Here is a 14,686-nt window from a genome sequence, read left to right as displayed (position 1 = left end):
GCGCCCGCGACCGTCCGGACCGCACCGACCCGCGCTCGTACGCTCCCGGGACGTCACCGACCGCCCCGGCGCCCGGCCCCGGATCAGTGCTCGAAGGCGTCCTGGCCCTGGCCGGTATCGGCCGCCGGCACGAACCGGCTGAGCTGGTAGGTGGTCGGCTGGACCACCCGCCCGCAGAGGATGTCGATCCGCACCGCCGACCAGTCGATCCGGGTGTCCGTCGCCCGGAGCACGCGGAGCCGCTCCTGCCACTGCGCCTCGTCCTGGGTGGAGAAGATGACCTCCCACCGGCCCTGAGCGGGCGCGAAGCGTTCGGCGGCCCGCCGCGCCTCTTCCTCCTGGTGACGTCTCCTCTTCCGCTGTCCCGGCACCGGTCCGGCTTCGCCGCCGCCGGGGAGCACAGCAAGGCTGTTTCCCGGCACCCGCCCGAACCGGAACCCGCCCGAACCGGAACCCGCCCGGAGGACCGTCCGAGCGCTTGTCGATCCCTCAGATCCCCTGCGGACGGCATGCGTTCACGGTGCCTTCGCCGAGTGCCGGCAACCCGTTCTCCCCATGATCGCGGTTGTCTCCGGGAGCAGCGCCGACCCGACATCCGGCCAGGCCGGCCGACCCGTCGGGACGGCCCTCGCGGGAGGGGTTCCGCACCGGTGCCGGCCGGCTGCCTGGCGCGGCGCCCTGGCCCGGCTGGCCTGCACCGCGAAGGCGGCCTGAGCGGCCAGGAGTTCGGCCGGGCCGGGCCCACCTCATGGGAGATCCCGGCTCCCCGCCGCCCGGAGGGTCCTGAGGACCGGCCGAGCCGCTCGCCGCCGGCGGCCACCCGGGTCGGGCCTGCCGCGCGGGGCCGGGTGGCGCCACCGGGAGCGCCTCGGGGCACGCCCGGCCCGGGGCCCGAAAAGGGAGGACGAGCGGGGGCCGGGTGGGCGACACTGGCCGGATGGACCGCCAGACGATCTCCCGCATCGCCCATATCGACCATCCGATCGCCGCGCCGATCACCGACGAGGCGGTGGCCCGGCTGCTCGCCCGGGCCGCGCGGCCCGAGGCCGGGCGGGTGCTCGACCTGGGCTGCGGGGAGGCCGGCTGGCTGCTGCGGACGCTGGCGGCGAAGCCCCGGTGGCAGGCGGTGGGGGTCGATCTGGACGCGACCGCCCTGGACCGGGCCCGGCAGACCGCGCAGGCGATGGGGCTGGAGCGGCGGATCGGCCTGCACCACCGGGACGCGGCGGAGTTCACCACCAAGGAGCCCTTCGACCTGGTGCTGAGCATCGGCGCCACGCACGCGTTCGGGGGGCTGGCGCCCACCCTCGCGGCGGCCGGGCGGCACCTGGCGCCCGGTGGGCGGCTCCTGGTCGGCGACGCCTTCTGGGAGCGCGAGCCGGCGCAGGAGGCGCTGGACGCGCTGGGCGCGACCCGCGAGGAGTTCACCGACCTGGCCGGCACCCTGGACCTGGTGCGGGCCGAGGGCTGGACGCCCGTCCACGGCCATGTCAGCAGCCGGCAGGAGTGGGACGACTACGAGTTGTCCTGGACGGGCTCGCTGTCCGAGTGGGCCCTGGACCACCCGGAGCACCCGGACAGCGCGGCCGCCCTGGAGGCGGCCGACGTCCACCGCGCCGAATGGCTGCACGGCTACCGGGGGACGCTCGGTTTCGTCACCCTGCTGCTCCGGCGCACGTCGGCGTCCTAGGGCTTGTTCCCCTCCCGTCAGGGACACGGGCGCCGCCCGGCCACGCGTGGGTACGCGGCCGGGCGGCGCCCGTCCGTTTCCGGCTCGCCGCCGGCCGGGGTCAGCCGGTGGCGACGGCCAGCAGCGCGTCGCCGGCCGTGATCCGGCGGGTCTGCTCGGCGACCCGGCGGCCGAGGTGCTCGGCGGTGGCGAGGTCGGAGGGGTGCATCCCCTCGGGGCCCTGGTCCCCGTTGGACTGCGCGGCCGCGCCGAGCCAGAAGCCGAGCCGGTTGAGGTCCTGGTCGGAGGCGGTGGTGCGGTTCCAGCCGGGCAGCAGGCCGAGGCTGACCCAGGTCATCCCGTGCTGGGCCGCGACGACGGTGAGCGACTGCAGGGAGTTGAGCTTGTCGCCGCTCATCGAGCCGGAGTTGACGAACCCGGCGGCGACCTTGTCGCGCCAGGCCTGCTTGGCCCAGCGGCCGCTGGTCAGCTCGACGAAGGTGCGGAACCCGGCGGAGACGTCGCCCAGGTAGGTGGGCGAGCCGAAGATGATGGCGTCGGCCGCGTCCAGGACCGCCCAGTCCTGCTCGGTGATCTCGTCGACGGCGATCAGGCTGACCGTGGTGCCCGGCACCTCGGCGGCGCCGCGCGCGACGGCCTCGGCCTGCCGCCCGGTGTGGCCGAAGCGGCTGTGGTAGGCGATCGCGACGGATATCTCGTGGGACATGGGGGTCCTTACTTCTGCGTGCGGTCGAGGAAGTCGGCGATCAGCGGCGCGATGGCGGGGAGGTTCTCCTCCAGCGCGAAGTGGCCGGTGTCGAAGAGGTGCAGTTCGGCGTTGGGCACGTCGCGCAGGTAGGCGCGGGCGCCGGGCTCGGTGAAGAAGGCGTCGCCACGGCCCCAGACGATCAGCGTGGGAGGCTGGGCGGCGCGCAGCCACTCCTGCCAGGCGCGGTAGTGGCCCAGGTTGGAGTGGTAGTCCAGGGCCAGTTCGACCTGGATGTCCTTGCGCCCCGGCAGGTCGAGGAAGTGCTGGTCGAGGGTCCAGCTGTCGGGCGCGACGGCCGCCGGGTCGGTGGTGCCGCCCTCGTACTGCATCCGCGTCATGTCGAGGGTGAGCAGCCCGCGCACCCGCTCCTCGGCGCCTTCGACCCCGGGCCGGTTGGCGATGAAGTCGCGGGCGAGGTCGGAGAGGCCTTCCTCGTACGCGTTGCCGTTCTGGACCACCAGGCCGGTGATCCACTCCGGGTGGCGGGCGGCCAGCCGCAGGCCCACGGGGGCGCCGAAGTCGAAGATGTACATCGCGAAGCGGTCCAGACCGAGGGCCAGGCAGAAGCCCTCGACGACGTCGGCCAAGCCGTCGAAGCTGTAGCGGAAGTCGGCGGGCGGCGGGCTGTCGCTGAAGCCGAACCCGGGGTAGTCCGGGGCGATCAGGCGGAATCGGCTGCCGAGGGCGTCGAACAGCCGGCGGAACTGGTGCGAGGCGGACGGGAATCCGTGCAGCAGCAGCAGGGCCGGTGCGTCCGCGGGCCCCGTCTCGCGGTAGAAGATCCGCAGTCCGCCGACCTCGGCGTAGCGGTGTCTGATGTGCGGGAGTGCCAGTTCGGTCATGTCACACGCTTCCCCTAAGCGGACCCGAGTTGGATTAGCCTGATGGTGGCAGAACCCTCCATGCAAACACAACAGGAGTTTCGTTTGTCTCACGCCCTGGAAGGGAAGCCCGGCACCGTGCGCCCCGGCGGACGGACCGCCCGCACCCGCACCGCCGTCCTGGCGGCCACCAGGGCGGAGCTGGTCGACACCGGACTCGCCCGGATGACCGTGGAGAAGGTCGCGACCCGGGCCGGGGTCGCCAAGACCACCGTGTACGCCCGCTGGCGCGACGTCTCCGGCCTGATCGTCGACCTGCTCTCCGAACTGACCCTCCGGACCGTGCCGGTGCCCGACACCGGATCGCTGGAGGAGGACCTCCGGCAGCTCGCCCGCAGCCTGTTGGAGCTCTTCCGGTCCGCGGAGGACGTGGTGATGTTCGAGGCGATCTTCGCCACCGCGCTGCACGACCGGCAGGCCCGGGAGGCCCTTTCCGCCTTCTACGCCTTCCGGCTGGACGCCAGCGCCGAACTCGTCGACCGCGCCGCGGCCCGCGGTGAAGTGCCGCCCGGCACCGACCGGCTGGAGGTGATCCGGAGCCTCTCCGCGACCTTCTACTACCGGCGGTTCATCAGCGGCGAGCCGGTCACCGAACAGGACGCGGACCGCGCGGCGGCGGTGGCCGCGCATACCGCACGGGCCGGACTGCTGGTGGCGCCACCGGCCTGATCGGCGCCGCGCGAGCGGACCGCCCGGGGCCGCCGACCCCGGGGCCGACACCGACGCGGCCGGGCCCACGGCCGGGCGTCCGCGCCGGAGCCGGGCCGCCTACCGGGCGATCCCGGACCCGACGACCCCGGACCCGGCGACCGGGAACCCGCTCGATGCCCGGCCGGGAGTTCACGCCGGGAGCCGGGTCCTGTCGCCCCGGCAGCAGGACCCGGCTCCCCGCCGGACCGCGGGCGGACGGTACGACCACATCGGCCCTGGTCGACCAGTCGGTGACGACCGGATCAGCCCTGATCGACCGGCCGGTGACGACCGGATCAGCCCTGGTCGACCAGTCGGTCCAGCACCCCGGGGATCTCGCGGACGCCGCCCGCCGCGGTGGGCGAGGTGCGGTAACGGCCACCCACGACCACGCTCGGCAGTTCGTCGATCTCGTAGCGCCGGAACAGCTCGGCGGCCTCCGAGGTCTGCCGACCGACCTCCGCCGACCGGTAGGCCGAACGGAACGCCGTCCCGTCGACGCCCTGGCGCACCGCCCAGGCGGTGGCGGCCTCCTCGGTGGTGACGTCCTCCTTGTGCTCCCGGACCGAGCGGTAGACCGCGAGCTGGAGCCGCTCCACCTCGCCGAGCCGCTCCAGCGTGTAGTAGAGCCGGGCGTGGCCGAGCTGCCTGCCCTCGCCGGGGCTGCCCTGCCAGACGGCCGGCACCCGGCGCAGCGTGACGTCGGCCCGGTGGCGCCGGGCCCAGTCCTGCAGCGGCTGCTCCAGCTGCTGGGAGTGGACGCAGTCGTACCAGAAGAACTCCACCGCCTCGGTCGCCGCCGCCTGGCGGACCGGCTGCGGATGGTGCAGCTGGACGTACGTTCGGCCCTCGGCGGGCGGCTGGTGGGTGGCGGCGCCGGCCTGGACCGGGCAGGCGGCGAGGCCGGTGGCGACGGCGAGCAGGACGGCGGAGCGCAGCAGCGGTTTCACGCGGGCAGTCTGGCGGCCACCCGGTGTTACCGGCCAGTCACGACGAGCTGCCGGGTCGCCGTTTCGCCCGGACGGCCCAGCGGGGGACGGCGACGGTACGGCGGCGGCCACGACAGGTCGGGGCGCGGGCCGGCGGCGGGCGAAGGGACGGCAAAGGGACGGCAAGGGGAGGTCGAGCGGCCGGCGAGGAGGCACCCGGGGGCGGGGGCGGCCGCCCCCGGGTGCCGTCCGTACAGACATGTCCGGACATCTCCGATTGCTCTGTGGACGATCCGCCAGTGTCCCGGGCGCGGCCCGGCGCGGATCATGGCAAGGTCGGCGGACCCCACCGAGGCAGCGGCCCCACCCCCTGCCCGCTCACCGCCGGACCACCGGCGGCCGTGCTCCGACGCGCCGCGTCGAGCCCCAGGAAGTGCCGATGCCCCACTCCCCCGCACCCGCCGCGCCGACGATGATCGAACAGCACGGCGTGGACACCATCCCCGAGGCCGAGCGCACCAGCACCCCGCGCGACGTGCTCTCGATCCTGGTCGGGTCCAATCTGGCGTTCGGCGTGGTGGTCTTCGGCTGGCTGCCGGTCTCCTTCGGCCTGTCCTTCTGGGCGAGCGTGAGCTCGGTGGTGCTCGGGACGGTCCTCGGCATCGCGCTGACCGCCCCGCTGGCACTGGTGTCGCTGCGCACCGCGACCAACCTCTCGACCAGCAGCGGCGCGCACTTCGGCGTACGCGGGCGGCTGATCGGCTCGGTGGTGGGACTGCTGCTGTCGCTCGGCTACACCGCGCTGTCCCTCTGGGTCGGCGGGGACGTGGTGGTGGGAGCGCTGAACCGGCTGCTCGGCCTGCCCTCCGGCGGGCCGGCGTACGTGGCCACCTACACCGTGCTGGCCGCGCTCAGCGCCACCGCGGCCGTGTTCGGCTACCGGCTGATGCTGAAGCTGGAGCGGTGGCTGATGTGGGCGATGTCGGCGCTGCTGCTCGCCGGCCTGATCGCCTTCGCCCCGCACTTCGACCCCTCGGGGCACGGCGCCTACCTGCTCGGCGGGTTCTGGCCGACCTGGCTGCTGTCGGTGGTGGCGGCCGGCCTGAGCGGCCCGATCGCCTTCATCACCCTGCTCGGCGACTACACCCGGTACGTCTCGCCGGCCCGGCACGGCGAGCGCAAGGTGCTGGGCGCCACCGCGGTGGGGCTGCTGGTCGGCCTGCTGGTCCCGCAGTTGTTCGGGACCTTCACGGCGCTCGCGACCGGCGCCGGCCAGGACTACGTCGGGGGCCTGATCGCGGGCGCGCCGGTCTGGTTCCTGGTGCCGCTGCTGCTCAACGGACTGCTCGGCAGCGCCGGCAACACCGGCCTGATGCTCTACAGCATGGGCCTGGACCTGGACGCCATCCTGCCCCGGGCCACCCGGCGGCAGGCCACCTACGTGGTCGCGGCGGTGGCCGTGACGCTGGTCTTCCTGGGCCACTTCGTCTGGAACGCGCAGTCGGCGGTGACCTCCTTCGTGCTGGTACTGACCGCGATCGGCGCGCCCTGGGCCGTGATCACCCTGATCGGGTACCGACGCTGCCGCGGCGACTACGACCGTGCCTCGCTGCAGGTCCTGAACCGGCGTACGCGCGGGGGCGTGTACTGGTACCGGGCGGGGTGGAACGTCCCGGCGACGGTCGCCTGGGCGGCCGGCAGCGCGGTCGGCCTGTGCGCGGTGGACACCCCGGTGTACCGGGGTGTCCTGCTGCCGCTGACCGGCGGGATCGACCTGAGCTTCGTCCTGTCGGGGGCGGTGGCGGCCGTGCTGTACGTGCTGCTGTCCCGCTCCTCCCGGGGGCGCGCGGGCACCCTCGTGCCGGTGGCGGCGCCGGCGACCGTATCCACGATCGACCCGGTGGCCGGCCGGCCCTGACCGGCCGCGGCCGACCTGGGCCGGCCGGCGCCCGGACCGGTCAGTCCACCCGGGGCGCGGGCGCGTGGTCCGGGCGCGGCGGCGGCAACACCGGTGCGGCCGGGGCCGCGAGCTCCGGCACGGGCTTCGGCCCGGCAGCGGTCCCGGGTTCCTCCCCGGCCTCCGCTTCGGGCTCGCTCCCGGCACCGCCGGCCGCCGCCCGGGCGGCCCGGGGCGTGGCGCCCTCGAAGAAGCGCAGCAGCTCCACCGGGAACGGCAGCACCAGCGTCGAGTTCTTCTCGGCGGCCACCTCGACCACCGTCTGCAGCAGCCGCAGCTGCATCGCGGACGGCGTGTCGTCCATCATCGCGGCGGCCTGCGAGAGCTTGGCGGCAGCCTGGAACTCGCCGTCGGCGGTGATGATGCGGGCCCGCCGTTCGCGGTCGGCCTCCGCCTGGCGGGCCATCGAGCGCTTCATCGAGTCGGGCAGCGCGACGTCCTTGATCTCCACCCGGTCGATGTGCACGCCCCAGCCGAGCGCCGGGCTCTCCAGCATCAGCTCCAGTCCGCGGTGCAGGTTCTCCCGACCGGAGAGCAGGTCGTCCAGCTCGCTCTTGCCGATGATGGAGCGCAGCGAGGTCTGCGCGACCTGTGACATCGCGAAGGTGTAGTTCTGCACGTCCACCGTGGCCAGCACGGGGTCGACGACCCGGAAGTAGACCACCGCGTCGACCCGGACCGAGACGTTGTCGCGGGTGATGCCCTCCTGCGCGGGGACGGGCATGGTGACGACCTGCACGTTGACCTTGCGCATCCGGTCCACCAGCGGGATCAGCAGCGCCGGGCCGGGTTGGCGGACCCGCCCGCGCACCCGGCCCAGCCGGAACACCACCCCCCGCTCGTACTGCTGCACGACCCGGAAGCCGGTGGCGAACCACGCCAGTCCGAGAACCACGATGCCCACGAGTACCGCCATGTCGGCCGACCTCTCCCGCCGGCGTCGCGCCCGGGCCGGGCCCTGCCGGCCCTGGCGCGACGGGTGCGGGGCCGCGACGAAAGTATGCGCCGCGGGACGTCCGGTGCCTATGCCCCGGTACGGACTTGACGGGGCTTCGGCCCGACCTACCGGCCGCGGCGCGCGTCGGCCCGCCGCACCCCGTCGGCCCCCGCCCGGTCAGCCCCGTCCCCGCCCGGTCAGCCCCGGCCCGGTCAGGCCTGCACCGCCCGGTCGGCCCTGCCCCGGCCCGTCAGCCCCGTCCCGGCCGGGCGACCTCGGCGAGCAGGCCTTGCCAGGCGTCGGCCACCGCCCCCAGTTCGAACCGGGGCAGCAGGTGCGCCCGGGCGGCCGCGGCGAGCGAAGGGCCCTCCCTGGCCAGCACCTTGGCAAGGGCTTCGGCGAACGCGGCCGGGTCGCCGGGCGGGGCGAGCACACCCGTCACGCCGTCCTGGACGGCGGCGCGGACCGGCGCGGTGTCCGGGGCGACCACCGGCAGCCCGGCCAGTCCGGCCTCGATCAGCACCCCCGGTACGCCCGCGCTGTCACCGGTCAGCACCAGGGCGTCGGCCGCCCGGTAGAGCGCGGCGGGGTCGGCCAGGTCGCCGAGGAAGATCGCGCGGGCGCACTCGTAGCGGGACTCCAGGGCGGCGCGGAGCGGGCCGTCGCCGGCCACCGCCAGCCGTACGTCGGGCATCCGGCCGACCGCCTCCAGCGCGAGGTCCAGGCGCTTCTCCCGGGTGATCGCGCCGACCCAGGCCACCAGCAGGCCCTCGGCGGGCAGGCCGAGTCCGGCCCGGGCGGCCCGCCGGTCGGCGGCGTCCCGGGCAGGCGGGTAGCGGTCGGCGGAGCGGCCGTTGGGGATGGTGCGGACGACCGTGCCGGGCAGCCGGAAGCGGTCCAGCAGCACCGCGCGGGCCTCCTCGGAGAGGGCGGTGACGGCGGCGGCGCGGTGCAGCAGGGTGCCGGTGTGCAGGCGCAGGGCGGGGCTCGCGCTCCGGTGGCGCAGGTCGCCGAAGCCGGCGTGGACGAACGGCGTACGGGTCCCGGCCAGCGCGAGGGCGCAGGCGGACAGGGTGCCGGCGCCGTGCGCCACGACGACGTCCGCGGTACGGGCCGCGGCGCGCAGGGCCCGCAGGGTGCGCGGGTGCAGGCGGCCCGGTCCGAGCACGCCGGTCGGGTCGGCGGCCGGCGGGAAGGTGGCGGGGCGCCGCGCGGCGTCCGGGGACCGGCGGTCCTCCGGGTGCGGGGCCAGGGCGCGCAGGGCGGAGGCCTGGCCGCGTCGGCGCAGCTCCCGGTCGAGGTCACGGGCGAGGCTCTGCGCACCCCGGCGGCGCGGGTCGGCGATGACGTGCAGGACCCTCGGGCGGGCTCCGGCGGGAAGCAGATGTGACGCTGCGTCGGGCATGGCACCGACCTTGGCACAGGGCGCGGGGGCCGTACAGCGCCGCGACGGAAAAGCGTACGGGTTCCGTCCGGTTCGGCGCTTCCGGTGAATTCGGCCCAGGAGCCCGGTAGGGTCCGCGAGTTGGCCTCCGGGTGAGGGGCGCGAGCGGGGCCCGCGGGCCCGGGTGCCCGGTTGCCCGCCCGGGGTTCCGGTGGGGGCGGCGGACCGCACCGCGGGCCCGGGCCGGCCGCGCGCCCTCCGGTGCGCCCCCGCCGACCTCCGTCCGCGCCGTCCCGGTGCCCCCACCGGCTCCCCTAATCCCTGGCGGGCGGCGCGCCGCAACTGCGATGCTGATCCACACTCAGGGCGCCGGCCGGCACGGGAGACCGGCCGCGCCCCGGATCCCCGGGGGTTGGCCAGTGCACGTGCTTCATGTGATCGACAGCCTCGACCGGGTCGGCGGCGCGGAACAGAGCCTGGCCGCGATGGCCCCGCAACTGGTCCGCTCGGGGGTGCGGTTGGACGTCGCCTACCTCACGGAGTCGCCCGGCGGCCTGCAGGCCGAGCTGACCGCGGCCGGCGCCGTGGTGTTCGGCGTCCACCACGGCACCCGCGCCGGGACGGCCGCCGCGCTGCGCAGGCTCGTCCGCGAGCGCCGTCCGGACCTCGTGCACACCACCCGCTACGAGTCGGACGTGCTCGGCCGGGCCGCCGCGCTGGCCGCCGGCACCCCGGTGGTCTCCAGCCTGGTCGACTCCGCGTACGGCCCGGAGCACCTGCGGACCCGCGGGCTGAGCCCGTGGAAGGTCCGGGCCGCCCAGGCGGTGGACGCCGCCACCGCCCAGGGCACCCGGCGCTTCCACGCGCTGACCCGGCACGTCGCCGCCGCGATGGCCCGCCGGCTGCGGATCCGGGCGGACCGGATCGACGTCGTCCCGCGCGGGCGGGACCCGGAGCTGCTCGGCATCGTCACGCCCGAGCGGCGCGGCGCCGTCCGTGCCGGTCTCGGCCTCGCGGACGACGTGCCGGTGGTGCTCGCGGCGGCCCGCCAGCAGTACCACAAGGGCCTGGACATCCTGCTGGAGGCCTGGCCGCAGGTGCGCCGGGAGGTGCCCGGGGCGGTGCTGCTGCTGGCCGGTGACGAGGGCCCCGAGAGCGCCCGGCTGCGGGCCCTGGCCGGGGGCACCGGGGACATCCGCTTCCTCGGCCCGCGCGGGGACGTCTTCGACCTGATGGCCGCCTCCGACGCGTTCGCCGTGCCGTCCCGCCGGGAGGGCCTGGGCAGCGCCGCGATGGAGGCGATGGGTGTCGGTGTGCCGCTGGTCTGCGCGGACGTGCCGGCCCTGCGGGAGACGGTCGGCTCCGGTGACTACGCCCTGCTGGTCGCCCCCGAGCGGCCGGCCGCGCTGGCGTCGGCGCTGGCCGAGGCGCTGGACGACCGGACGGCGGCCGGGGTTCGGGCCAGGTCGGCGAGAGCGCGGTTCCTGACCTCGTTCACGCTCCATCAGGTGACCGGGCAGATGGTGCAGTTCTACGAGCGGTCGCTACGGCTGCGCAGCGTCTGAGCCGGGCCCGCGCGGGCCCGCGCGGGCGCCGCAACGTCCCGTCGGCGGGCGGCAGTCGTCCGGCCGATCGGCATGTCCGCGGCGGTCTCCCGCCGGGCCGCACCGGATGCCCCAACGCGCCCTCCGAGAATCGCCAAAGCGGTTGCGCCCCACCTCGCGGACGGCAAGCATCGCAGAGGGATCCGGACGGCCGACGGGGGTGGACCGACCGGCGGGTGGGGGTGAGGGCCGCGGTGTTCCGCGCGCCGAGGCATGCCCGCCCACGGGTCGGTCCCGCGCGGCCGCGCCGGGTCGCCCGGGCATCGACGTCCGCCGGCAGCCGCCGGCCCCAGGCTCCGCCGCAGCACCTGGACGGACCGCTCCCGGAGCGGGAGTCCGCAGCGCCACGGCACCACCAACGCGAGGGGATCCCATCGGTGGAACCGGCCAACCACCCGACCGCGCCGCGCCGGGCCGAGCGGCGGCCCACCGACGGGACGGCCGCCCCGGGTCGCCGGCCCGCCGGCCCCGTCCCGTCCGACGCGCCGCTGCTGCCGGCCGGCGCCGACCGCCCCGAGCGGCTCGCGGGCGGACCGGACCGCCGGCCCACCCGCCGATCCCCCGGGTCGGGGGCCCGATGAGCCCGCGCCGGACCCGCGTCCTCTGGCTGACCAGGAGCCTCGGCCCGGGCGGGGCCGAACAGTTGCTGGCCGATCGCGCCAAGTACGCCGACACCGCCCGCTTCGAGATCGAGGTCGCGTACCTGCTGCCTGGCCAGGACGCGCTCGCCCCCGCCCTGGAGCGGGCGGGCCTGCGGGTGCACTGCCTGGGCGGCGCTCCCGGCGCCGCCGGTCGGACGGACCCGCGCTGGCCCTGGCACCTGCACCAGTTGCTCGCGGAGCGCCGGTACGGGCTGGTGCACACCCACACGCCCGTCCCGGCCGCCGCCGCCCGGCTCCTGGTCCTCGGGCGCAACGCCCCCCGGCTGGTGCACACCGAGCAGCGCCCCTGGGGCCGCCACCGTCTCGCCACCGGCTGGGCCGACGCCCTGACGTACCGACGCAACGACGCCGTGATCGCCGGCTCGCGCGCCGTCGGACGGACCGTCCCGGCCGGGCGGCTGCGCGCCGGCGACCGGGTCACCGTCGTCCAGCAGGGCCCGGACCTCACCGGCGCCCCCACCGGCCCGCCCGCCAGAGCCGCCGCCCGGGCCCAACTCGGCCTGCCCGCCGACGCGGTGGTGATCGGCACGGCCGGCGGCCTCACCCCCGACGAGGACCAGGCCACCCTGCTCGCCGCGTACGCCGGACTGCCCCGCACCCGGCCGGACATCCGGCTGGTGCTGATCGGCGGCGGCCCGCTGGAGTCGCGGCTGCGCGCCCGGGCCGCCGGGCTCGGCCTCACCGACGTGGTGTTCGCCGGCCCCCGCCCGGACGTCCCGGCCCTGCTGCCCGCCCTGGACGTGTTCGCGCTCAGCTCCCGGCGGGGCGTCCTGCCGTCCGCCCTGCCGGCGGCCATGATCTGCGGCCTTCCGTCCGTGGGCACCCGGGTCGGTGCGACGCCCGAGGTGCTGGACGACGACGCGCAGGGCCTCCTGGTGCCGCCCGGCGATCCCGTGGCACTGGGGAGCGCACTGGGCCGGCTGGTCGCCGACGCCGGGCTGCGCGAGCGGCTGGGCGCGGCCGCCCGCGAACGGGCCGCGGGCTTCGGCGCGGCCGCCGCCCAGCGCGCGGTCGAGGCTGTCTACCGGCAGGTGCTGCGACCTTGACCCCGCGCGGCGGCCCGCGCCGCGCACCCCACCGAGATCCCGAACGGCCTTCCCCCGGAAGGACCTTCCCGCGAAGGAGATGTGAGCCGGACGTGAGCGCCCTGCCCGCCGCCGCCCAGATGACCGTGCGCCCGCTGGACGGCGCCGACACCCCGGCGGTGCTGGACCTGCTGACCGCCGCCCCGGCCGGCGGCCCGACCGGCGGCCGCAGCGCGGACTTCTTCGACTGGAAACACCGGCGCAGCCCCTTCGGTGCCAGCCCCGGCCTGGTCGCCGAGAGCCCGGACGGGCGGGTCGCGGGGGTGCGGCTGTTCCTGCGCTGGGAGTGGCACGAGGCCGCGACCGGCCGCACCGTCCGCGCGGTGCGGCCGGTGGACACCGCCACCCATCCCGACTTCCGGGGGCGCGGGATCTTTCGCCGCCTCACCCTGGATCTCCTCGAACAGGTGTCCGGGGATGCCGAGTTGGTGTTCAACACACCGAACGGCAGCAGCCTGCCCGGCTACCGGGCGATGGGGTGGAGCGAACTCGGCCAGGTCCCGGTGGCGCTGCGCCCGGTGCACCCGGCGACGTTCGCCCGCGGCGCCCGGGCGGCCCGGGCCCGCCGGCCGGCCGGGCGCGAGGTGTCGGTGCGCTGTTCACTGCCGACGGCCGCCGACTGGTTCGCCTCCCAACCCGACCGCACGGGTGGGCCGTTGGCCGATCTGCTGGCCGAGCGGGCAGCTGCCGACCGGGCCGATCCGCGGCTCGCGGTGGCCCGGACCACGGATTTCCTGCGCTGGCGGTACGGGGACGCGCCGGGCCTGGACTACCGGGTGCTGACCTGCCGGCGCGGCGAGGAGCTGACCGGGCTGGCGTTCGGGCGACCGCGGCGGCGCGGGCCGCTCACCGAGTTCACCCTCGCCGACATCCTGGTCCGCCCCGGCGACCGGGTGACCGCCGCCCGGCTGCTGCGGGCCGCCGCCCGCTCGGGCTGCGACCACGTCGCCACCCACCTCTCCCCCGGCACCGAGGCCGCCCGGACGGCGCTGCGCAGCGGCTACCTGACCGCGCCGCGCACCGGGATGACGCTGGCGGCGCGCGGCGCCGCCGGTCCGCTGCCCGCCGGGCTCACCCTGGCGTCCTGGCGGTTCAGCCTCGGCGACCTGGAGGCCTTCTGACCGCCGGGGCCGCCTCGGACGTCCCTCGGACCCGCCCCGGACCCGCGCCGGACCCGGGGCTCCGGCCCACGCCGGCGCCGCAGGACGCGCATTCGAGCCCCGGACCTCGGTGCGCCTGTTACGCGGATCGGGTGAACTCGGTTGGACCGCAAGCATGTTGAGTGGGCAGTATGACCGTCCGGAGGGCCTCGGCCCACCACCCTCACCAGGTCGGCCCACCGGGACCGCGGATCGGAACCGCTGGAACGCCGCCCTCAGCCACGGATATGGAGTCAGCCCGGTGTTCAAGGGATTCCGCAGCTTCCTGCTGCGCGGGAACGTGGTGGACCTCGCGGTCGGCATCGTCATCGGCGCGGCCTTCACCGCCGTGGTCACCGGGTTCGTCACGGCCTTCCTGACCCCGCTCATCGGCGTCGCCACGGGGGCCGTCGGCGACTTCACCAAGAAGACCTTCGAGGTCGGCGGTACCAGCTTCCCCTACGGCGTGTTCGTCAACGCGCTGATCAGCTTCGTCCTGGTGGCGGCGGTGATCTACTTCGCGGTGGTGGTTCCGGTCGGCCGGCTGCAGTCCCGGTTCGAGTCGGCCAAGCCGGTGCCGGTGGCGAAGGCGGACTGCCCCGAGTGCCTGAGCCCCGTCCCGACGGCGGCGGTCCGGTGCTCCTTCTGCACCTCCGAGCTGGTCGGCCGGACGGGCTTCCCGGCGCAGCCGCTGCAGCGGCACTGACCGCGCCGACCTGCGGGCTTTCCGGCCGGGGTCCCGTCCGCGGCATCCGCCGCGGCGAGAGCCCGGCCGCTGCCGCGCGATCCCGGCGGGGCGGGTGTTCCGGGGCGAAGGAACGGGCGAGTCCCAGGGGGCGGACATCCGGCCACCCGAATCGTGCTCGAGTGGTCGCTCGGCGTGCCGGGCTGGCCTGAAGTCGACGCCGATATGTCGGATCTTCCTACTTTCGAACCCTTTGTGCGAGCGAAGAGTGTGTAAACACTTGAACTGCCCGCCC

At 76.0% G+C, this 14,686-nt stretch carries 13 protein-coding genes; 7 read left to right on the top strand and 6 right to left on the bottom strand.

Going from position 1 to position 14,686, the window contains the following annotated elements:
• Nucleotides 1–83 precede the first annotated feature (83 nt).
• Nucleotides 84–371, bottom strand: a complete 288-nt coding sequence (locus OG689_RS32915) for a hypothetical protein (protein ID WP_266324484.1) — start codon at nucleotides 369–371, stop codon at nucleotides 84–86.
• A gap of 566 nt (nucleotides 372–937) precedes the next feature.
• Between OG689_RS32915 and OG689_RS32910 the strand changes: the two genes are divergently transcribed.
• Nucleotides 938–1,690 (top strand): class I SAM-dependent methyltransferase, encoded by a 753-nt coding sequence (locus OG689_RS32910; protein ID WP_266324483.1) that lies wholly within the window; start codon nucleotides 938–940, stop codon nucleotides 1,688–1,690.
• 100 nt (nucleotides 1,691–1,790) lie between these two features.
• Here OG689_RS32910 and OG689_RS32905 read toward each other — a convergent pair whose 3' ends face one another.
• Together OG689_RS32905 and OG689_RS32900 are read right to left on the bottom strand one after the other, a co-directional pair.
• The gene (locus tag OG689_RS32905; protein WP_266324482.1) at nucleotides 1,791–2,396 is read right to left on the bottom strand and encodes a flavodoxin family protein; all 606 of its coding nucleotides are present in this window, start codon (nucleotides 2,394–2,396) and stop codon (nucleotides 1,791–1,793) included.
• A gap of 8 nt (nucleotides 2,397–2,404) precedes the next feature.
• Nucleotides 2,405–3,280, bottom strand: coding sequence for an alpha/beta hydrolase (locus OG689_RS32900; protein WP_266324481.1), 876 nt, complete (start codon nucleotides 3,278–3,280; stop codon nucleotides 2,405–2,407).
• 84 nt (nucleotides 3,281–3,364) lie between these two features.
• Here OG689_RS32900 and OG689_RS32895 point away from each other — a divergent pair, with 84 nt between their 5' ends.
• Nucleotides 3,365–3,988 (top strand): TetR/AcrR family transcriptional regulator, encoded by a 624-nt coding sequence (locus OG689_RS32895; protein ID WP_266324480.1) that lies wholly within the window; start codon nucleotides 3,365–3,367, stop codon nucleotides 3,986–3,988.
• Between the two features lie 317 nt (nucleotides 3,989–4,305).
• On the opposite strand, the gene OG689_RS32890 is transcribed toward OG689_RS32895, so the two are convergent.
• Complete coding sequence (locus OG689_RS32890) at nucleotides 4,306–4,959, bottom strand: thiol:disulfide interchange protein DsbA/DsbL (protein WP_266324479.1); 654 nt, start codon at nucleotides 4,957–4,959, stop codon at nucleotides 4,306–4,308.
• A gap of 418 nt (nucleotides 4,960–5,377) precedes the next feature.
• Between OG689_RS32890 and OG689_RS32885 the strand changes: the two genes are divergently transcribed.
• Entirely contained in the window at nucleotides 5,378–6,856 is a 1,479-nt protein-coding gene (locus tag OG689_RS32885; protein ID WP_266324478.1) for a cytosine permease, read from the top strand.
• 40 nt (nucleotides 6,857–6,896) lie between these two features.
• Here OG689_RS32885 and OG689_RS32880 read toward each other — a convergent pair whose 3' ends face one another.
• On the bottom strand, nucleotides 6,897–7,811 hold the full coding sequence (locus tag OG689_RS32880; RefSeq protein WP_266324477.1) for a slipin family protein: 915 nt from the start codon (nucleotides 7,809–7,811) through the stop codon (nucleotides 6,897–6,899).
• 271 nt (nucleotides 7,812–8,082) lie between these two features.
• Nucleotides 8,083–9,237, bottom strand: coding sequence for a glycosyltransferase family 4 protein (locus OG689_RS32875; protein WP_266324476.1), 1,155 nt, complete (start codon nucleotides 9,235–9,237; stop codon nucleotides 8,083–8,085).
• Nucleotides 9,238–9,635: 398 nt separating this feature from the next.
• On the opposite strand from OG689_RS32875, the gene OG689_RS32870 reads away from it, so the two are divergent.
• The 4 genes from OG689_RS32870 (at nucleotide 9,636) to mscL (ending at nucleotide 14,412) form a co-directional block, all read left to right on the top strand.
• On the top strand, nucleotides 9,636–10,781 hold the full coding sequence (locus tag OG689_RS32870) for a glycosyltransferase family 4 protein (protein WP_266324475.1): 1,146 nt from the start codon (nucleotides 9,636–9,638) through the stop codon (nucleotides 10,779–10,781).
• Between the two features lie 616 nt (nucleotides 10,782–11,397).
• Nucleotides 11,398–12,528 (top strand): glycosyltransferase, encoded by a 1,131-nt coding sequence (locus tag OG689_RS32865; RefSeq protein WP_266324474.1) that lies wholly within the window; start codon nucleotides 11,398–11,400, stop codon nucleotides 12,526–12,528.
• Between the two features lie 92 nt (nucleotides 12,529–12,620).
• Entirely contained in the window at nucleotides 12,621–13,688 is a 1,068-nt protein-coding gene (locus OG689_RS32860; RefSeq protein ID WP_266324473.1) for a GNAT family N-acetyltransferase, read from the top strand.
• Between the two features lie 280 nt (nucleotides 13,689–13,968).
• The gene (gene mscL / locus OG689_RS32855) at nucleotides 13,969–14,412 is read left to right on the top strand and encodes a large conductance mechanosensitive channel protein MscL (protein ID WP_266324472.1); all 444 of its coding nucleotides are present in this window, start codon (nucleotides 13,969–13,971) and stop codon (nucleotides 14,410–14,412) included.
• The last annotated feature ends 274 nt before the right edge of the window (nucleotides 14,413–14,686 follow it).

Origin of the sequence: Kitasatospora sp. NBC_00240 (assembly GCF_026342405.1) — a bacterium.
Classification (GTDB): domain Bacteria; phylum Actinomycetota; class Actinomycetes; order Streptomycetales; family Streptomycetaceae; genus Kitasatospora.
The sequence above is the reverse complement of the archived record's forward strand: the minus strand, read 5'-3'. Positions and strand labels throughout refer to the sequence as shown.